This window comes from Paenibacillus sp. FSL L8-0340 (genome assembly GCF_038593145.1).
GTDB lineage: Bacteria > Bacillota > Bacilli > Paenibacillales > Paenibacillaceae > Paenibacillus_AQ.
Map to the genome: position 1 here is coordinate 1320277 of NZ_CP151967.1, position 19208 is coordinate 1339484.

17 protein-coding genes are annotated in these 19208 nt (G+C 50.0%); 12 read left to right on the plus strand and 5 right to left on the minus strand.

Features of this window, described 5'->3' with window-relative positions:
* The first annotated feature begins 36 nt into the window (after nt 1–36).
* The 6 genes from NST07_RS06005 to NST07_RS06030 all read left to right on the plus strand — a co-directional run bounded on the left by NST07_RS06005 (nt 37) and on the right by NST07_RS06030 (nt 10811).
* The gene (locus NST07_RS06005; protein WP_342481214.1) at nt 37–5904 is read left to right on the plus strand and encodes a chitobiase/beta-hexosaminidase C-terminal domain-containing protein; all 5868 of its coding nucleotides are present in this window, start codon (nt 37–39) and stop codon (nt 5902–5904) included.
* A gap of 243 nt (nt 5905–6147) precedes the next feature.
* The gene (locus NST07_RS06010) at nt 6148–6825 is read left to right on the plus strand and encodes a YjgB family protein (RefSeq protein ID WP_341377512.1); all 678 of its coding nucleotides are present in this window, start codon (nt 6148–6150) and stop codon (nt 6823–6825) included.
* A 171-nt stretch (nt 6826–6996) separates the two neighbouring features.
* Nucleotides 6997–8148, plus strand: a complete 1152-nt coding sequence (locus NST07_RS06015; RefSeq protein WP_342481215.1) for a winged helix-turn-helix domain-containing protein — start codon at nt 6997–6999, stop codon at nt 8146–8148.
* An 83-nt stretch (nt 8149–8231) separates the two neighbouring features.
* On the plus strand, nt 8232–9506 hold the full coding sequence (locus NST07_RS06020) for an MFS transporter (RefSeq protein WP_342481216.1): 1275 nt from the start codon (nt 8232–8234) through the stop codon (nt 9504–9506).
* A gap of 1 nt (nt 9507) precedes the next feature.
* Entirely contained in the window at nt 9508–9744 is a 237-nt protein-coding gene (locus NST07_RS06025) for a hypothetical protein (protein WP_342481217.1), read from the plus strand.
* A 497-nt stretch (nt 9745–10241) separates the two neighbouring features.
* Nucleotides 10242–10811: a histidine phosphatase family protein gene (locus tag NST07_RS06030; RefSeq protein WP_341090299.1), complete on the plus strand. Its 570-nt coding sequence runs from the start codon at nt 10242–10244 to the stop codon at nt 10809–10811.
* A gap of 61 nt (nt 10812–10872) precedes the next feature.
* On the opposite strand, the gene NST07_RS06035 is transcribed toward NST07_RS06030, so the two are convergent.
* The gene (locus NST07_RS06035; RefSeq protein WP_341090300.1) at nt 10873–11652 is read right to left on the minus strand and encodes a TatD family hydrolase; all 780 of its coding nucleotides are present in this window, start codon (nt 11650–11652) and stop codon (nt 10873–10875) included.
* 53 nt (nt 11653–11705) lie between these two features.
* Nucleotides 11706–12839, minus strand: coding sequence for a stalk domain-containing protein (locus tag NST07_RS06040; protein ID WP_341090303.1), 1134 nt, complete (start codon nt 12837–12839; stop codon nt 11706–11708).
* 270 nt (nt 12840–13109) lie between these two features.
* On the opposite strand from NST07_RS06040, the gene NST07_RS06045 reads away from it, so the two are divergent.
* Both NST07_RS06045 and NST07_RS06050 read left to right on the plus strand, forming a co-directional pair.
* Entirely contained in the window at nt 13110–13526 is a 417-nt protein-coding gene (locus NST07_RS06045) for a MarR family transcriptional regulator (RefSeq protein ID WP_341090305.1), read from the plus strand.
* 228 nt (nt 13527–13754) lie between these two features.
* Complete coding sequence (locus NST07_RS06050; protein ID WP_341377519.1) at nt 13755–13916, plus strand: aspartyl-phosphate phosphatase Spo0E family protein; 162 nt, start codon at nt 13755–13757, stop codon at nt 13914–13916.
* Between the two features lie 36 nt (nt 13917–13952).
* Here NST07_RS06050 and NST07_RS06055 read toward each other — a convergent pair whose 3' ends face one another.
* Nucleotides 13953–14243 (minus strand): hypothetical protein, encoded by a 291-nt coding sequence (locus NST07_RS06055; RefSeq protein ID WP_341377520.1) that lies wholly within the window; start codon nt 14241–14243, stop codon nt 13953–13955.
* 213 nt (nt 14244–14456) lie between these two features.
* Here NST07_RS06055 and NST07_RS06060 point away from each other — a divergent pair, with 213 nt between their 5' ends.
* The 4 genes from NST07_RS06060 to NST07_RS06075 all read left to right on the plus strand — a co-directional run bounded on the left by NST07_RS06060 (nt 14457) and on the right by NST07_RS06075 (nt 17826).
* Nucleotides 14457–14981 (plus strand): sigma-70 family RNA polymerase sigma factor, encoded by a 525-nt coding sequence (locus NST07_RS06060; protein WP_341377522.1) that lies wholly within the window; start codon nt 14457–14459, stop codon nt 14979–14981.
* On the plus strand, nt 14978–15946 hold the full coding sequence (locus tag NST07_RS06065; RefSeq protein WP_342481218.1) for a DUF4367 domain-containing protein: 969 nt from the start codon (nt 14978–14980) through the stop codon (nt 15944–15946). Before NST07_RS06060 ends, NST07_RS06065 begins: the two co-directional genes overlap by 4 nt.
* A gap of 37 nt (nt 15947–15983) precedes the next feature.
* Entirely contained in the window at nt 15984–16961 is a 978-nt protein-coding gene (locus tag NST07_RS06070) for an AraC family transcriptional regulator (protein WP_341377524.1), read from the plus strand.
* A 400-nt stretch (nt 16962–17361) separates the two neighbouring features.
* Nucleotides 17362–17826, plus strand: coding sequence for a GNAT family N-acetyltransferase (locus NST07_RS06075; RefSeq protein WP_342481219.1), 465 nt, complete (start codon nt 17362–17364; stop codon nt 17824–17826).
* An 86-nt stretch (nt 17827–17912) separates the two neighbouring features.
* Here NST07_RS06075 and NST07_RS06080 read toward each other — a convergent pair whose 3' ends face one another.
* Together NST07_RS06080 and NST07_RS06085 are read right to left on the minus strand one after the other, a co-directional pair.
* A complete protein-coding gene (locus NST07_RS06080) occupies nt 17913–18581 on the minus strand; it encodes a hypothetical protein (RefSeq protein WP_342481220.1) in 669 nt (222 codons plus the stop codon).
* Between the two features lie 138 nt (nt 18582–18719).
* Nucleotides 18720–19139 (minus strand): MarR family transcriptional regulator, encoded by a 420-nt coding sequence (locus tag NST07_RS06085; RefSeq protein ID WP_341090317.1) that lies wholly within the window; start codon nt 19137–19139, stop codon nt 18720–18722.
* Between the last annotated feature and the right edge of the window lie 69 nt (nt 19140–19208).

Genomic DNA, 19208 nt, shown 5'->3' on the forward strand with positions numbered 1-19208 from the left:
TTCATAGACGAGATCACATAATGGAGGCAGCTAACGATGAAAAGAGGTTTAAGTTATTTTTCTGTAGGAACGATGTTGCTTGGAGTTCTAACGCTGTTCTTGTTTCACCCGCAGGCTGTAAATGCTGCTAATCCTGCACCGGATTCTTTTACGCTGAAAAGCTACGACAATTTACCATCCAGTGCAATGACGGATCTTGCCTATGGCAATAATACGTATATCGCAGTTGGTTACTACGGGGCGATTATTAAATCAGCGGATGCAGAGACCTGGGTGAACGTAAAAACAAAAGCAGACATCACCTACACTGGAGTGGCAGATCCGAGCTCTTTCACTTTTAACGGGGTAGCTTATGGAAACGGATTATTTGTCGTAGCCGGGAGCGCGGGAGTCATTCTGACTTCACCCGACGGCACAACATGGACGCAGCGCACCTCCAATGTGAGCAAGGGGATAGGGAATGTTGAATTTCTTCAATTTAATGGGAACAGTGCATTCTACGCCACAACAGAGGGGAAATATTTAACGTCGGCAGACGGAATTACTTGGACTTCAGTCGTCCCTACTGGCCTTGCTTCTAGCGATTATGTAACGAGAATAACGGTAGGAAATAATGGATCCAGACTGGCTATTGGCGCCGGGAACGGGAAAATATATTCCACCACGAATGGCACAACCTGGACTGTGGCACAGCCGTCAGGCCCTTCAGGACCATCTATTGGTACAAATATGATCACCTGGATGAAGGACCGCTATTATATTTCAGATCCTTTGGCATATATTTGGACCTCTACAGACCTCTCAACTTTCACTTTACTGGGTGCCCCCTTTAAGCAGAATTCTTCTCAATATAATAATCAGATGTTTAATGGATTTTATGATGGTACGAAATACTACTTGTTCGGCTATGAATCTCCTAATTATGGTGCTGTGTATACCTCGACGAACGGAACCACATGGACGATGCAGCCGTTTAAGAATTATTTTGTGACTCAGAGCTCGATGTTCGTGAACGGAAAATATTTCCGTCTGGGAAATGAAGGAATGATGGTATCCCCTAACGGCTCGGATTGGAGCTATAAATGGGGAGGGGCTTTCTATGAAGTTATCCATGACGGATCCCAATATGTCGCTGCTGGAAAACAAGGGGGCGATGGGGCTATATGGACTTCGGGTGACTTGACTTCATGGAGTAAAGCCGCTTTATCCTCAAGAACAGGAACCTTTACGGCCGCAGCGTACGGCAATAACAAATACGTGGCGATCGGTGACGTGAGTCAAACGACAACAGCGCTGGCCACCTCAACCGATGGTTCAGCGTGGACTGTGCGGAGCAGTATAAACGATTCCACATCTTTGACAGATATCACTTTTGGCAGCGGGAAATTTGTTGCAGTTGGGACAGGCTTAGGCTCGGTGCCCAAAATAAAAACGTCGGTTGACGGGGTGGTCTGGAATGAGCCTGTGCTGCCTGTGCAATCCCTTGATGCTCTATATACCGTAACCTATGATAATAATCAATTTATAGCTTTAGGATATGGTTATGATAGCAGCGGCAATGTAGACCAGGCCGGTATCTGGACCTCAGCGGATGGGGACACCTGGGTAAATCACTCCGGTGCTTATCCGAATCAAACGGATGTTTTTAATAATATTGTATATGACGGAAGTAAATATGTCCTGACCGGGTATGATTCAATAACCTATGAAGTATTCTCCCGCACGAGTGATGATCTCTCGGCATGGAGCGCCCCAACTTTAACTGGTACTTATAGTTTCTACGGGGGTTCTACGATGATGGGACAAAAGGGAAACAATATTTATATAGTAGCATACGACAGCAACAATGTTCCGGGGATTTACTACACGGGAGACCAGGGCTCTACCTGGCAGGATGCTGGAGTTGATTTGTCGGACATTGATATCAATGCGATTTATGCACTGATGGAGCTGAATGGTGGAATTGTTATCTCCGGGAGTTCGCAATTAGTGATGGCGGCAACCGGATCCCTAGCGCAAGTGGACGCGCCAACAGCGAATCCAACCGGAGCCGGAGGCGCAGTGGCGTCGGGCACGGAGGTAACGCTGAGCAGCGCAACTAGCAGCGCAGTGATCTACTATACGACGGATGGCACAACGCCAACCAGCAGCAGCACGCTTTATAGCGGTCCAATCACCCTGACGAGCGCGACGACGATTAAGGCCATCGCGGTAAAACCGGGGATGACGGATAGCTCCGTGCTGAGCGAGAGCTACACCATTATGGCGCAGGTTGCAGCGCCGACAGCAAATCCAGCCGGAGGCGAGGTAGCGTCGGGCACGGAGGTAACGCTGAGCAGTGCCACCAGCGGCGCGGTGATCTACTATACGACGGATGGCACAACGCCAACCAGCAGCAGTACGCTCTACAATGGAGCGATCACGCTGACGAGCGCGAAGACGATTAAAGCCATCGCGGTGAAACCAGGGATGACAGATAGCTTGGTGCTGAGCGAGAGCTACACGATTATGGCGCAGGTTGCAGCGCCGACAGCAAATCCAGCCGGAGGCGAGGTAGCGTCGGGCACGGAGGTAACGCTGAGCAGCGCCACCAGCGGAGCGGTGATCTACTATACGACGGATGGCACAACGCCAACCAGCAGCAGCACGCTTTATAGCGGTCCAATCACCCTGACGAGCGCGACGACGATTAAGGCCATCGCGGTGAAACCGGGGATGACGGATAGCTCCGTGCTGAGCGAGAGCTACACCATTATGGCGCAGGTTGCAGCGCCGACAGCAAATCCAGCCGGAGGCGAGGTAGCGTCTGGAACAGAGGTGACGCTAAGCAGCGCCACCAGCGGAGCGTTGATCTACTATACGACGGATGGCACAACGCCAACCATCGGCAGTACGCTCTATAGCGGAGCGATCACCCTGACGAGCGCGAAGACGATTAAAGCCATCGCGGTGAAACCGGGGATGACGGACAGCGCGGTGCTGAGCGAGAGCTACACGATTATGGCGCAGCAGCTTGCAGCGCCGACAGCGAATCCAGCCGGAGGCGAGGTAGCGTCAGGCACGGAAGTAACGCTGAGCACCACCACCAGCGGCGCAGCGATCTACTATACGACGGATGGCACAACGCCGACCAGCAGTAGTACGCTCTACAGCGGTCCGATCACGCTGACGAGCGCGAAGACGATTAAGGCCATCGCGGTGAAACCGGGGATGACGGACAGCTCCGTGCTGAGCGAGAGCTACACGATTGCAGCGCAGCAGGTTGCAGCACCGACAGCAAATCCGGCCGGAGGCGAGGTAGCGTCCGGCACGGAGGTGACGCTTAGTAGCGCCACCAGCGGCGCAGTGATCTACTATACGACGGATGGCACAACGCCAATCATCGGCAGTACGCTCTACAGCGGAGCGATCACCCTGACGAGCGCGAAGACGATTAAGGCCATCGCGGTGAAACCGGGGATGACGGACAGCTCCGTGCTGAGCGAGAGCTACACCATTATGGCGCAGGTTGCAGCGCCGACAGCAAATCCAGCCGGAGGCGAGGTAGCGTCGGGCACGGAGGTAACGCTGAGCAGCGCCACCAGCGGAGCGGTGATCTACTATACGACGGATGGCACAACGCCAACCATCGGCAGTACGCTCTACAGCGGACCGATCACCCTGACGAGCGCGAAGACGATTAAAGCCATCGCGGTGAAACCGGGGATGACAGATAGCTCCGTGCTGAGCGAGAGCTACACGATTTCAACAGCCAATAACAGTTCAATCAGTCCGAAGACTGCAAGCTTCGACAAGAATACGGGCAAACAGGCGGATGTTGTAATAACGATGATGCTGAATGATAATAATCTCACCAGCATCTCAAACGGTGTGGCATATCTTGCCGCAGGAAGTGATTACACCGTGTCAGGCAACACAGTAACGCTCCAGAAGGATTACTTGGCTACGCTGGCAGAAGGCACGACGAGCTTAACGTTCAACTTTACAGCGGGCGCAGTGCAGACACTTGTTATTACAGTAACCGATACGTCGGTGCCTATCCCGGGAGTGCCTTTCCTGCAATCCGCTTTTGCCGGTAATGGCGAGATCAACCTGATCTGGAGTCCGGTTACGGGTTCAACAGGGTACAAGATATTCCAGAGACTTTCTTCCTCTGAATACGGCAATGAAATAGCTACAGTCAGCAGTTCGGTATACAGCTATAAGGCGACAGGATTGAATAATGGAACAGCTTATTATTTTGTGGTCAAAGCGGCCAATGAAGCAGGGGATAGCGCAGCTTCGAACGAATTGAACGCTACTCCAAAGACGGTTCCGGGCGCGCCGGCGGATATAACCGCAGTAGCCGGAGATGGACAGGCAGTGGTAAGCTTTACGGCTCCGGCAGAGACCGGAGGCAGTGCAATTACCGGTTATGAGGTTACGGCTTCGCCGGGCAACATCGTGGTGATTGGAACAAAAGGTCCAATTACCATTACAGGACTGACAAACGGCACGGCCTATACTTTTACGGTAAAAGCGATTAACGGCGCAGGCAGCAGTGCCTCATCCGCGCTATCGAACGAAGTTACGCCAGCCGCGCCATCGGTGCCATCCGGTGGAGGAGGGAATGAGAATGAGACCTCGCCTGTAATTACGACTCCGGCGACAAACGACGGTGTTGATATTTTTGTTAATGGCAAGGTGGAAAGAGCAGGAACAGCATCAACCTCCATAGTGAACGGGCAGAGTGTTACAACTGTCGTAATTGATCAGAAGAAGCTGGAAGAAAAGCTTGCAGCCGAAGGCCAAGGAGCTCTGATAACGATCCCGGTGATCAGCAGTTCTAATGTTGTCATAGGCGAGTTAAGCGGCCAAATAATCAAGAGTATGGAACAAAAGCAGGCAGTGCTTGAGTTTAAAAGCGGAAATGCCACTTACACGCTTCCTGCGGCGCAAATTAACATTGAGTCTATTTCAACACAGCTTGGAGCGTCAGTTGCCCTTGAAGATATCAAAATTCAAATTGAGATCGCTAAGCCGACAGCGGATACGCTGAGAATAGTGGAGAATTCGGCGGCTGCAGGGGAGTTTGCGCTTGCTGCTCCACCACTTAATTTTGTAATCCGGGCTCAATACGGGGATACCACGGTTGAAATAACGAAGTTTAACGCTTATGTAGAGCGGATGATTGCTCTTCCGGATGGTGTGGACCCGAACAGAATTACAACCGGGATTGTGGTTGAGCCGGACGGATCGGTGAGACATGTGCCGACAAAAGTGGCTAAGATTGATCAACAATATTTTGCCATCGTCAATAGCTTGACCAACAGCACCTACTCCATTATCTGGCATCCGCTGGAATTCAAGGATATGGACGGTCATTGGGCAAAAGATATCGTCAACAATATGCGTTCACGCATGATTATTGACGGCGTTGGGAACGGAACGTTTAATCCTGCTGCAGAGATTACGCGGGCCGAATTCGCCGCAATCGTTGTACGGGGGTTAGGTCTGAAACTGGAGAACGGTACGGGTGCTTTCTCGGATGTGAAGGCTTCGGATTGGTATAGCAGTTCAGTGCAGACAGCGTATGCGTACAAACTAATTAACGGGTTTGAAGACGGCAACTTCCGTCCGCTGGACAAGATTACCCGTGAACAAGCAATGACAATGATTGCAAAAGCAATGCAAATCACCGCATTGAAAGATAAGCTACAGAATAAAGAGGCCTCTGAGCTGCTGAGTTCCTTTACGGATGCAGGCAGCGTTTCGAAATGGGCAGTGAGCAGTGCTGCAGATAGTGTTGCCGCCGGAATTGTTTCCGGCAGAACTTCTACACGATTAGATCCGCAGGCATCTATCACAAGAGCCGAAGTTGCCGCAATGATTCAGCGGTTGCTGCAGCGGGCGGATTTAATCTAGACAAGCGGGTAAAAGATTCCGAATTGCGCCACTTGGCTGCTGAGGCAGCCAAGTGGCGTCTTTTCTTGTGCCAAAAGTTGTTTCAGTACTTATGGTAATCCCTGTGCTTTATACTGTTTCACGTTGCTTGGCAGTGTATCTGCTGCTGCAACCTTTCTTTATTTCCCTCCGTCAATACTAGCAGTTAGTTCTTACTGGAACCCATACTACAGGAACGTTAGGGTCGATCAAGGAGATGACAAGATGATAACAACATTTAGATCAATAGCCGGCATCATTATATTGGCAGGGGTGATCGGGCTCACGGCTTGTGATTCTTCTGATCAACAGGCGGCGGCATCTGCATTGCCGACAACGGCGGCTGGTACGGGTGCACCGGCAACCTCACAGCCGGCAGCGAGCGCTTCATCTGCTCCAACCGAGGAGCCGGCAGCGGCAGCTTCACCAAGCTCTGGAGCTGGAGGGTCTTCTGCTGTAGCTCTGCAGGATAGCAGCAAGCAGCTGGAAGAACTGCTCCAGCTTGCCAAGCAGGGCAAAGTGCCGGGTGTAGAATATGCTGCGCACAGCGGATTAATAGATGAGGTCGAAGCAGCATGGGGAGAGCCGGACACGAAGGATTCGGCGGGTAAAGGGATGTATTCAGTCTACAGCGACAAACATGTCGTATTTGGCTTCAATAAAGGCAGCCGGATCTTCGATGTCCGCTCAAGCGCTGCTGAGCTGCAGAAGTTGACTCTGAAGCAGATTGAGGAAGTACTCGGCAAGCCGGGCGGCACTGCGGTGAACGGCAGCGATAAGATCTACATATACCAAGCCGGCAAGGAATACCAGCTCAAATTCATTATTCCAGAGTCCTCCGGCACCGTGGATCATATCTCTGTATTTTCTGAACAGGATGCAGTTAACAATATGGCAGGATAATCTGCGGATAAGAGATACTGCTGCTGCAAACCGCAATAGGTAGAGTGGAAGGAAGAGCAAACCTGCAGGAAGTTGCGGGTTTGCTCTTTTTGCCTTTTTCCCGCTGGAGCTGGGTGAAGGCTGGCTGTTATAATAAAGTGATAGATTCATCCGTGGAAAAGAGGTTCAGCTATGCATCTGGAATTAAACGGGAGCGAATATAAAGTGTCGGCCGAAGGAATGACGATCGAGCTGCTGCCTAAGGAATTTGCACTCCTGCAGTTTTTATACCATAACAGGGGGCGGACCTTCAGCCGGGAGCAGCTTCTGGATAAAGTATGGCCGCTGGAGTATCCGGTGGAACGGACAGTGGATGATCATATCTACCGGCTGCGCAAAAAGCTCCGCGGACTTAAAGGTCTTGATATCAAGACGGTACGGGGCTTTGGTTATAGTCTGGCAGTGCCGGGTTTGGGCAGTGTGATGATTACACCGACCACGCATGATCCGGAGCTGCGCGATACGATGCGTGACGTGTTCGGCAAGTTTCATGTATACGGCCAGGGCAAATCGATGCTCACCCTCGCGCGTCAGCAGGACGTCCTCGGCTATGAGCTGGACCCGCATTATTCCATGGTTATTCACTTTGTGCAAGGGGATTTGGAGTGGCTGCTGTATACGAAAGAGGTGCCTTTAAAGGACCGGCTTTTTTACCTGCTGCTGTTCTACTTTTTCTCCGGCGATCCCAAGCCGAAGCTGGCGTACTGTGAGCAGGTGATCCGGAAAAAATTGCTGCCTCCACCTGATCAGGTGGAATTGGAGATCCTCACAATTCTGGATTTGTTCACCTTAGCGGGGCAGCCGGAGAGGGCGCTGGAACGTCTGGAAAGGTCCTATCAAGTCATTGCTGAACCCGGTTATGAAAATTTCATTCCGGTTATGATGATTGTGGAGCTGTTTGTGCATCTGGTGGCGGGAACCGAAGATGCTGAGCTGGAACGGCTGGACGAGGCTATAGAGGGAGTATTGTTGGACAAGCCTTTTTTGCGGGAGATTGGCAGCTATAAAATAGTAAAAGGACTATGGCGTTTGCGCAACAAGCAGTGGCGTGAAGCAGAGAAACTGCTGGATGAAGGGCTGCAGGTGCTGGGAATGACCGGATTCGTTCCTCTGCCTCTTCATGCGTTGTACCGCATATATCACTTCTGCCGGATGTTCCCTCCTCCTCAAGCGTTGCAGCACAAATATGATAATCAATTTGCAGCCAAGCTTGAGGAATTGGGGTTCGACCGGCTTGCCCAGTCTTTGGAGGATGTGCTGAAGCAAATATTGAAAGCTCTCTGATAATTCTCTGACAATTCTCCGATACAGTAGGATCATGAATTACACAATTCTAAGATTCTAAATGTGACCTGGAGGAATGACAGATGGAGGCTTCAACTAAGCAGGGAACCAGCCTGCTGCATAACAAAGTATTCATGCGTGTATACAGCGCCTTCGCCACGGCAACCTTTGGCGATTGGTTCGATACACTGGCCATTCAAGTGCTTGTCGGCTACCGCTGGCAGGCCAGCCCGCTGATGCTGGCGCTGATTCCGGTAGCCATAGCACTGCCGAGCCTATTGCTCGGCTCCGTGGCCGGGGTGGCCGCCGACCGGATGAACAAGCTGAAGCTGATGCGGTTATGCGATCTGCTCACCGCGGTTCTGACCGTGCTGGTATTATTCGCTCCCGATATGGTCTGGCTGCTGCCTTTGCTGTCGCTGCGCGCAGCAGTTTCTACACTGAATGTGCCTGCACAGCAGTCTATGACCCGCAGTATTGTCAGGGAGGACCAGCTGCTTCAGGCGACCTCGCTTAACGGCATTGTAAATCAAGGCTCCAAAATTGCCGGCCCGCTGCTGGGCGGATTAGCCTTGTCAGTACTCACGCCGCAGAGGTGCATTTTACTGAATGCCATTTTTCGTGTCTGCTCCTACCTGCTGCTGCTTTCGGTAAGAAACATTTCTGCGGGAGAGGCAAATCCTGTTCCCGAGTCACCAGAGGAACGGGTTCCGCTTCGCACCATGTGGAAGGAAGGCTGGAGCTTTATGCTGCACAGCCGGGTGCTGCTGAATACGATGCTGTTCGGACTTACGGGGGCATTGGCGATCCAGATGATTGATTTTCAATTTACCAGCTTGTTCCGGATGATTTCGCCGGCCAATGAATCCCTGCTGGGCTGGATGGTTGCCGCTTCCGGTGTGGGGGCTGTGCTCATCATCCTCGTCATGAACAAGCTGAAGCTGGGAACGGGGTATGGCTGGAGACTTGGCACCGGTTATGTGCTGATCGGCGGCTCAGTTCTCGGCCTGGGACTGCTCCAGCCTGGAGCTTCTGTAATCTGGGTGCTGCTGCTGGGATTTGTACTGGGCATCGGGAACGGAATGTTTATTGTAGCCTTTAATTATAGCCTGCAGAAAGAAACGCCTCCACATATGACAGGCCGGGTATTCGGTATTCAGAGCACGATCCTCGGTGCCGTGATGATTGTTGCCCCGCTGCTGGGAGGTCTGCTGGTCGAACTTGCCGGTCCTGGTCAAATCTTCGTCAACTTCGGCATCATCCAAGCTGTTCTGGGTCTGACCGGTATAGTGTTGGGACGTGTGCTTTGGCCAGTTGCAAAGCGGGAGAGAGTAAGTTCTGTAGAACAGGTCAGCTAGTGTGCTGGACAGAAGTGTGCTGGATAGAAGTGTGTTGGATATTAGTGTGCTGGATATTAGTGTGCTGGACAGAGGTGTGCTGGACAGAAGTGTGCTGGACAGGAGTATGCTGGATCTTAGTGTGCTGTATAGAAGTGTGCTCAATAGAAGTGGAAGTGGCTCTAAATGGCGTGACGGCGTAGTTAACTGGTTCAGCGGACGAATTGGGTGTAGGGCAGCAGGACCTGGAGTTATTTAGTTGTGTTTTGGTAAGCTGGACCTCTCACGTTGCCTCATTTGCCGGGTGGCAGATTTATAGTTGTATTTCGTACAGCTAAAGTGACTCCCCAGGGCCTGATTTTACTTTTAATTGTATTTCGTACAGCTAAAATTAGCTGATTGCCCGAAATTCGGTGGATAGCCGACTTTTAGCTGTACAGAATACAATTAACTCTCCCATATGTGCAAATATCCCTGATATAACTGTACAAAGTACACTTAGGGCTTCCCACTTAGGGCTTTCCATGTAGGACTTGCATAATCAACTTAAACATCCAACAAGCCTGCGTGGCTCTTTGGTAGTTTTAGGTCAGCCAGAAACCATTGGTTGGTCTATTTTTCTTGTTGCAGGAGGACATGGAATCCTCCCGGAGAAATTGTTAGGAGAAGCATATGCTTCAACCGCAGGCTTGTAGGCAGTTGCAGTTATTGAAGGAATTCAAAGCCGGCAATACAATTTCAGGAGGATTAATTGAAATGAGTACTTTCATTTACATGGTACGGCACGGAGAGTCTCCCAAAACCGGAGGAGATGAGAGAGAACGCGGGTTATCTCCCAAAGGTGAAGCAGATGCCCGTCGGGTGACGGCAAAATTACGGAGTGAAGGGATTCATGCATTTTACAGCAGTCCTTATGTCCGTGCGGTACAGACGATAGCACATTTAGCAGAAGAACTGGGCCAGGAGATTGTTCCCGATGAAGCGCTAAAAGAAAAAATCTGGATGGAAGGCAACCGCCCGTTGCCACAAGATGAATTGTATCCAGCCCTAAGGAAGATGTATGCAGACGCGGATTTTGCCTTACCGGGCGGAGAGTCTAATAATGAATGCCGAGATCGGGCGGTCCAAGTCCTTAAGGATATCCTGCGGAAGCACCCGGGTGAAAACATAGTCATCGGCACCCATGGTCTGGTGATGGCCTTAATGATGGGGTATTTCTCCGATGACTATGGACTGGAATTTCTGATGCAGACTACGAAGCCGGATATTTACCGGATGGAATTCACCGGTGAGAAATTGTCAGGTGTAGAGAGAATCCCGCTGTAGGGCTAGCTCTGACTTGCCGGCAATTACACATCCTTCTTCCCCGGCGGCAGCGCGTCTCTATCTAGAAATCATAGAACCTCGCCGTATTCGCAGTCAGCATGGCCGCCGCCTGGGAGGCGGAATAACCATGCAGTGCCCCCCAGGCGGCTGCAACTTCACGAATCATGGCCGGATGGGTGGGCTTCCCGGCAAAAGGACCTTCGAAGGGCCAAGGTCCATCTGTCTCCGCCATTACCAGCTTCGGCGGGTAGCGGAGGGCGAGGTCGCGGATCTCCGGTTCATAGAGAATATCCGGAGTGAAGGAAATATGATATCCGCGTTCGATCATGCGGACAATAGCTTCTTCCGGTCCTTTGAACCAATGAAAGTGCGCGCGGGTAATGCCGTGCTTCTCCAGAAGATCGCAAGCGGTCAGAGCATCCTCGTATACGGCATGCAGTACAACGGGCTTGTTCAGGCGGGCAGCAAGGCCAAGCAGGGTATCCAGCAGCCTGATATACGGCTCCATCTCAAAGGCTTCGCCCCGCTCCAGCGCTTCTGCCCGTGTATAGTAGGGTAATCCGATTTCGCCTAAGGCAGTCATTTCACCGGCATGGCGTTCAATCCAGTCCAGCAGTGCGTAAAGCTCGGGTTCCTGTGGCAGCGGCTGCTCGGGGTGGAAGCCATAGGCCGGTTTTACCTGGACTGGATATAATGCGGCGATTTTCTGCGTGCGGATGCAGGAATCCAGGTTCATCGAGACTGCGATCAGCGATTCGATGTCGAGTCCCGGCAGCTCAAGCAACATGGACTCCAGCTCAGTGTCATTATATTGCTCTAGATGGATATGGGCATCTATCATTGGTTTCTTGAACCTCCTTCTGTTGTCTCCGGCAGACTCCTGATTTTGTTCGATTACCCCTGCTTAGGCTCCATGTTCGGCTTGATGGCAGCATCGGGCTCAAATTTGATTGAACCCAGTTCCATTCCCTTCCCGCCTGCCTTGTACTCCAGCATGAGTGTTCCTATACTTTCCTGCATTCCGACCATTACACTGGTCTCTGCCTTTAGTTTGCCGCCCTCCACTTGGTAATAGGTAACAGCGCCGATTCCTGCCTCCTTGCCGAAATAATCCAAACCATTATCCGTTGCACGGCCGGGAAGCCGCAGTGTTAGCTTGGACGGTTCTGCTCCTTTGACCTCAAGGCGGATCAGTACATCCTTTTGATGGATGGCCAGACTGGAGGTAACGGCAGTGGCAGCTGCCTTATCTGCTGCTGGGAGAGATAGCTCTTTCCACAGTTCAGGCTTTACGACATGGACCTCCTGCGCAACAATTCCGGTTCCGGTACCCCGCGTCAGAATGACGATTGCTTCCGGCTTCCCGTCGTTATCGACATCGGCATAGTGAAGCTCGGGCGGAGAGTTGTAGATTCTTGGAGCTGACCAATTGAAGGTTTGTTTCCGGCCATTCACTTCAAGTATGAATCCTTTATAAGTGTCGCCGTTCTTAAGTGCGGTATATAGCTTGATCTTGGAGTTGTTCGCTGCAACGGCAAGAGGTTCCTTGGGAACCCGAACCGTCGTGCTGACACTTCCGGGCACAATGGATACTGTATTCCCTGTGGTCTCAAGCTTACTTTCAGCTCCGGTAAGATCATACAATGTATCAGCGGGGATATAATTATGTCCGTCCTTTACGATGACAGGTCCTTCTTGCATTTCTTCATTACTGCCGTCTGTTTGTGTATAGGTGATTTGTATGGCTGAGCTGCCGGGTGTAAGGACTGTATTGGAGCTGATATCGCTAAGGGTCAGTTGTTTACGGACATTGTCCCAGATCAATTGGCAGGGATAATATTCGAGCAAGACTCTTGCGGGTACATACAAGATTCCTCCGGAATGGAAGGGATGAAGAGGTGTGAGGGCAGGCTGTCCATCCACAGCAAGGAGTAAGGGAGAAGCGGCGTGAGCAGTATCTATAGGAGACGCAGCCGTACATCCTGCAATAAACAGGGCGATCGCGGCAGCGCCGAATAATTTTTTCATGGGTTAACCTCCAGAGTATAAAAGTTCCAGTCTATTTTATTATATATTAAAACGCCTGCTTTCAGATCACGATCTGTTAACAAAGCAACAACAAGGCTGTTACGAATGGGTCAGGTGCCAGCGGCCAACGTAGTGAAGGTACCCATAATCACAACCCGATCGACAGGAATTCACCGGCTGGAAGCGGAATATTGAAGAAATCTACGCCGGGAAGTGCGGCTTTACGGGGAAAGGCTTGACACATATTTTGCTTAAAATTAACATGGGATTATGAATGGAAATAATGTACTCGCGGTCATTGGCCGCATTCACCGGCGTGGCAATAAGTTCATCGAAAGGGAATTGAAAAAACACAATCTTCAAGGTATCGCCCCCTCGCATGGAGATATTCTATACCAGCTGTTTGTCCAGGAATACATAACGATGCATCAGTTATCTTGCTACATTGATAAGGACAAGTCTACAATTACAGCTTTGGTGGATAAACTGGTGCGCATGGAATACGTCCAGCGGGAACAGGATCAAAGAGATGGGAGGATCTTTCGATTGTCTCTTACGGCGAAAGGCCGGGAGCTTCAGCCGATATTTGAAGCCGTATCGGAGTCGCTGCTGGCAGCGGTCTATGAGGACTTCGCACCGGAAGAGAAGCAGCTGCTGCTCGGCTTATTAGAAAAAATTAAACTGTGAAGCATGGCTGGAACCGGACCGAGGCGGTACAAGAATAGTTACTCTTGTACCGCCTCGGTCTGTTTACGGTAATTCCGTTTCCGCCTCTGAAATTTATATTTGTCGACTTTTTACCGCCGCTTAACGGGAACTAAACCGCAAGCGGCGTTTTTTTATACGTTGATGCATTGTACAACTTCACCTATATTTTGACATAAACCCCTAGAATATTTACGGGAGGTAGTGCTAATGAACGAGTTAGAAGTCATCCAGAAACAGATTGAAGTGGAGCGGGCCAGACTAAATCAGATGGAACAGCAGTTTGGCCTGCTGCACCCGAGTGTAATTAAACAATCTATGTTATTGGATGAGTTGATCAATAAATATACTAAATTAGATAATAATGTATAATTAATAGTTGTTGGAAAAGAAACGGTCCGCTGGGAACTACACAGTGCCCGTTTCTTTTTTGTGAAAAATTCCTGTAAGCAGAACGATCAATCCGGCCAGGCAAAAAAGCGGAAGCAACAGCAGCAGCAGGGCAATCCCTGCAAATCCATCATGTGCAACAAAGTCCGCATAGAGCAAAGAAATCATCCATGATGCCAAGGGAGAGACAGGCACCATGAGGGTGATCCCCCAGATGATTAATTTTCTCTTTCTGGATTTCCCGCTGCTTACACGATACGCTGCTACTAGAACAGCTATTAACAGTAACGCTGCAAATACAATTACCATAATCTCAAATCCTCCATTTCAGAAAAACGATTATAAATTTGGTTAATTGTACCATGAAAGATTCGTTCGTAAAAATTTCCTAATCCTGTAATGAAACTGCGCGTACACACGTATTAGCTGGAGTAAATTACTTGGCCAAGTGAAATTTTGCAGGAAGGGAGAGCTTAAGGGATGCAAGAGCGCGCATTGTTACAGCCTTTTATTCTAGAAAGAATGCAGGAAAATACAGAGACAGACCAGCAGTTTACAACGATTTTTGAAACCTACTATAAGCGGATATATAACTATATAGCTTACAGGGTCAGCTGCCGTTATACGGCTGAGGATCTGACGAGCCTGGTATTTGAGAAAACGTTGTCTAAGCTGGACAGCTTTTCCGGTGAGAAAGCGCCCTTTGAGGTGTGGCTGTTTGCCATCGCCAGAAATGTTGTGAACGATTATTACAGAAGCCGGAAGAGAACCCGTCTGTTCTCACTGGATACAGTTATGGAACTGGTGTCCGGCAAAAAAGCCCCCGAGGATTTGCTGCTGGAGGAAGAACGAAATACGAGGCTGAATCATGCGCTGGACAAGCTGGCTGTCAAGGAGCGGAATGTCGTAGCGCTTAAATTCGGTGCCGGTTTGAAAAATAAAGAGATCGCTCTGCTCACAGGGATTTCCGAGAGTAATGTAGGCGTGATTCTCTACCGGAGTATGAGAAAACTCAAATCTGAAATAGGGAGTGTCGATGAACTGTGAAAAACAAGGATAGCGCGCAACGTTTTGCGAGGGATATGGATAACGGTGTTCACAAAGCAGGCTCTGGTGAATGGAAGGGATCCGAGGAATACCGTGAGCTGCTTGAGCTTGGACAAGTGTTGGCCGAACATGATTTCAGCCGCAATACGGATCAGCAGGCAGTTTGGTCCAAGGTTAGAAGCCGGGCCGGCAAAGTGCAGGCCGGTTCCAGAAGGAGCCCTTCCCGCAGCTTCAAACGGCTGATAATGATTGCGGCTTCGCTGCTTGTAGCATTTGCGGTAAGCGGAGCTGTGGTCAAGCCATCCTTTGCCCAGGAGGTTCTGAGCCGGGTGCTTAAGACCATTAATCTGGGACATATCATCGCGAATGAGATGGATCCGGACCAGATCCCTGAAATTCCTGAAGAGATGAAAGGCAAGATTTATGATAAGGACGGCCATCTGGTAGTCTCCTTTGCCCAGGAGATAGAGAGGGGGCAGGTCTTTACGGCGGACGGCGAGCCGATTGTGGATTTTGTAGACGGCAAACCTGTCACACAGCAGGAGCAGGATGTGCTGGATAAGGAAAAAGCCGCAGGTATTTTCAGCGTCAAGACACTTGCAGAGCTGAATAAATACGCTGCTTTTGAAGTGAAGCTGCCTGAATATTTACCTGAAGGGATTGCCTTTGACCACGGAGAGCTTTACACGGGAAAGGACGGGATCAGCAGCAAATATGCCGACTTGATCTTCACCAGTGAGAAGAAAGGCATAAAGTTCTGGATGCAGCAGTCTTATGCTGATCATGAAACGGCCTATGAGATGTCGACCGACGGCAAGATCGAGCAGGTGAAGGTGAACGGGATCGACGCAGTGTTAATGAATAACAAAAGCTTGGATTGGGAAGCAGACGGCGTATTATACAGCTTGAGCACCCAAGGTTTAGACCGCGAAGAAATCATGCAGATTGCTGAATCAATCCGCTGAGCAGCGGAACAGGGGATCTCCTTAACGGGGGATCTTTTTGTTTAAATATAGAATTTATATGCTTCTCGCTATAAATGGACTTAGCAATAAATGTCCGGTAGTCCGTTTGCAGGGTGATTATAATGAAGGTAATCGTTGCAACGAGGATGTGAACGGCTTGGGATATACGGAGTATATGCAGAAAGCAATTGATTACATTGAAGAGAATCTGCAAGGTCCGATTACGATTGAGGATTGTGCGCGTGTATCCGGATTCTCGAAATTTCATTTCCACAGGTTATTTAGTATTCATCTGGATGTCACCTTAATGGAGTATATCCGCAGGAGACGGCTTTGCCATGCGATGAATGAGCTGATTCGTGGAAGAAGGATTTTAGATATTGCCATGGATTACGGATATAGCTCCGAGCGTGCGTTCAGCAGGGCATTTCTGCAGGAGTTCGGCCAAGTTCCAAGCAGATGCCGGAGTGTTAACTACTCCCTCCCTCCCAAACCGTTGTTAGAGGAAAGCTTAAACCACAGTGCAGGAGGCATTCCAATGGATTATTTAAGTGAGGTCAGAATTGACAGTCTCCACACGATGAATACCGCCAGCGGCGTAAGAATCAGCAAGGATCCTGAGGCGGAGGTCATCACATTTATGAGTGAGTGGTCAGCGAAAACGGGAATCGGCGCCGGGACAAGAAGGTTTGGTTTTGATGTTCCTGTGTCTGAAGAGCAGCAGCAGGAAGGCCTGCGGGGGTATGAATATTGGGTTGTACTCAATCAGGTTGTTCCGGCACTGGCTGAAGGTATAACGTGTAAGCATGTGGAGGGCTGCAGGTACGCAATATTGCGGATTACGGAGCCCTTTGTTGATCCCTTTGAGCGTATACCCCTTGGCTGGAAGAAACTCGCGGTTTGGGTGAACAGCAGGGGATACCAAGCAGCCTGTGACAAAGAGCGTTACTGGCTGGAGGAAGTACTGGAGACCGGGGAATCTGTGGTGATGGATCTCTATTTTCCCATTGAGTAATCAGAAATGTTGAACGCAAAGTTTGGATACTTAGAGCCGCAAGCGTTCAACAGAAGTACCGGGAAAAACGTCCGCTAATATTTAGGTAATCAGCATTTTTTCGCAATGAACGGGAAAGCTGCCCGCTATTTCTGTGGATCCAGTCGTATGTGGAGTTTATGATGGAATTTATAGGGAGGAATTCCCTGTAAAATGCAATGAAGAGACTGTTCCCGCAATATTCCGGGCATATTCCCCTTTAATCCAAGAGTGTCGTCCAGTCAGCTGAGCCTCTGAAACTCAGAAGTTGAATACAGTAACCGAGGGAATGGAACACCGCCCCTTTTTTTGCAGCGGTACACAGTTACTCCTTTCACAACTAAACTAATAAGATGAATAATTCAAAGGAGCCAGAACATATATGATTACGATTCAACTAGCCGAACCACAGGATGCCAAGACCTTAGCCGAAATACAGAAGAAAACCTTCAATGAGGACGCGCGGCAGTTCCAAAATAAAGAAGAAGACGGGCCGCCGGGCTATGATTCCAGCGCCTGGCAGGCAGAGATGATGCAGAAGGGCCACTATTACAAGCTGCTTGCCGATGATGCCATCATTGGCGGAATGATCGTCTTTCCTGCTCCCGGCGGGGAGGAATGTCATCTTGGACGGATTTATATGGACCCGCATTATCAGAATAAAGGCTACGGCCAGGAAGCCTTCCGCTTCCTGTTTGACACTTATCCCTCAGCACAGAAATGGACGTTGGACACGCCCTCTTGGGCAGTCAGAAATCATTATCTCTATCAGAAGCTGGGGTTCATCCGGATCGGAGAGATTCAGGATGCCTCAAGCGGAGAAACCATAATTGAGTATGAAAGATGACCCCCAGGATTCAGGAGTTCACATACCGTAGGCAGCTTCGGAGGCATCGAGGAGGGCTGCATTGGGCCGGAAATCCATGCGGCTGCTCATGATACTGGCCCTCCAGATCCGTTCGTATGCACAGCTCTGCCCACTTTCGATTTCGGGTCAACGTGCAGACTTCCGCTGTAACGGATTTCCTGAATATCGCAACCGGGTCCAACCCGGATCTGCTCTCCGCACACTAGCTCGGCTGTGGTGTACTCCAGCTCAATGGCTCCCCCTTGAATCAAGCGGGCAGTCAATTTGCGGAACGGTCCCATCAGGCGCTTAAGCAGCAGAGAGGAGCGCCTGACTATCAGGGTTCCGTCCGTTCTGATCTGATCCGCAGTACAGGAAGAACCGAGCAGAACCGTAATGGATTCCTTCGCACTAAGGCTGTTCACCCGCACAGCGCCTTCCCCCAGAAAGGTCAGCGTATGGATTGCTTCCGATGCCGCGAAATATCCGGAGGAACGGATATGTTCGGCTTGCAGGCTTTGTAAACGCAGGCTTCCGAAATTCTCTACCTTTGCAGCAAGACAGGCACCTGTTATAGAGCATTCTCCAGACACTTTCAGCCGTCCCGTCGTAACCCTGCCCAGCGCTTTCAAGTGACCGAATACATCTACGCAGGCAGAGGTGATATCCTCCCGGCGGATGAGAGACCCTCTTACTTTAAGCGGAGGATGATTCAACGCATCTGTTACTGAAGTGTGTTTGTCCAGATGTATCATGAGTAGAGCCCCCTTTGTCGAATTTACTTTAATGATTAAAATATATACATATAATAATATATAGTCAATAAAATAATCATCCACTCAAAAAGCACCGCCTTTCAGTTGCCTGAGGCGGTGCTTGTGCAGATAAGAGAGCTATTCAATAATTTCGTCCATCAGTATTTGAATTTTGGAGAGCGTATCTGCAATCTTGTCCAGCTCTGCGGTAGCGAAACGGTCAAACAGATCAAGAATCCGCCGTTCCCCTTGCTCTGTAAGTATGATATTGACCACTCTGCGGTCTTCCTTGGTGCGTACCCGTTCAATTAGAGCTGCCTCCTCCAATCTATCGCACATGGAGGAAGCAGCTCCCGGCGTAATGACGAATCGTTCAGAGATATCGGTGATATTCAGCTTTCCCATAAGCCGCAGTTGGAATAACAGCATAATTTGGTTCTGGGTCAAGGATTCCTGCCTGTTAATTCTGTCAACGAAGGCTTGGGATTTATGCTGGACGGCTGCCATTCTATCCATCACCTGATGGATAGCTAATGTTTTCTTTTCTTCTGCGCTCATAGGCACGCTCCAATTTGTTATAGTTCTTAAAATATATAGAAGCTATAACTTTGTTGTCAAGCATACCTG

Bases quoted from the DNA above. Each gene is read 5' to 3' on its own strand.
- NST07_RS06055 (WP_341377520.1), bottom strand. From the start codon at position 14,243: ATGGTAATTGTATTTGCAGCGTTACTGTTAATAGCTGTTCTAGTAGCA.
- NST07_RS06020 (WP_342481216.1), top strand. From the start codon at position 8,232: ATGGAGGCTTCAACTAAGCAGGGAACCAGCCTGCTGCATAACAAAGTA.
- NST07_RS06015 (WP_342481215.1), top strand. From the start codon at position 6,997: ATGCATCTGGAATTAAACGGGAGCGAATATAAAGTGTCGGCCGAAGGA.
- NST07_RS06075 (WP_342481219.1), top strand. From the start codon at position 17,362: ATGATTACGATTCAACTAGCCGAACCACAGGATGCCAAGACCTTAGCC.
- NST07_RS06045 (WP_341090305.1), top strand. From the start codon at position 13,110: ATGAATGGAAATAATGTACTCGCGGTCATTGGCCGCATTCACCGGCGT.
- NST07_RS06030 (WP_341090299.1), top strand. From the start codon at position 10,242: ATGAGTACTTTCATTTACATGGTACGGCACGGAGAGTCTCCCAAAACC.
- NST07_RS06005 (WP_342481214.1), top strand. From the start codon at position 37: ATGAAAAGAGGTTTAAGTTATTTTTCTGTAGGAACGATGTTGCTTGGA.
- NST07_RS06050 (WP_341377519.1), top strand. From the start codon at position 13,755: ATGAACGAGTTAGAAGTCATCCAGAAACAGATTGAAGTGGAGCGGGCC.
- NST07_RS06035 (WP_341090300.1), bottom strand. From the start codon at position 11,652: ATGATAGATGCCCATATCCATCTAGAGCAATATAATGACACTGAGCTG.
- NST07_RS06040 (WP_341090303.1), bottom strand. From the start codon at position 12,839: ATGAAAAAATTATTCGGCGCTGCCGCGATCGCCCTGTTTATTGCAGGA.
- NST07_RS06085 (WP_341090317.1), bottom strand. From the start codon at position 19,139: ATGAGCGCAGAAGAAAAGAAAACATTAGCTATCCATCAGGTGATGGAT.
- NST07_RS06080 (WP_342481220.1), bottom strand. From the start codon at position 18,581: ATGATACATCTGGACAAACACACTTCAGTAACAGATGCGTTGAATCAT.
- NST07_RS06010 (WP_341377512.1), top strand. From the start codon at position 6,148: ATGATAACAACATTTAGATCAATAGCCGGCATCATTATATTGGCAGGG.
- NST07_RS06060 (WP_341377522.1), top strand. From the start codon at position 14,457: ATGCAGGAAAATACAGAGACAGACCAGCAGTTTACAACGATTTTTGAA.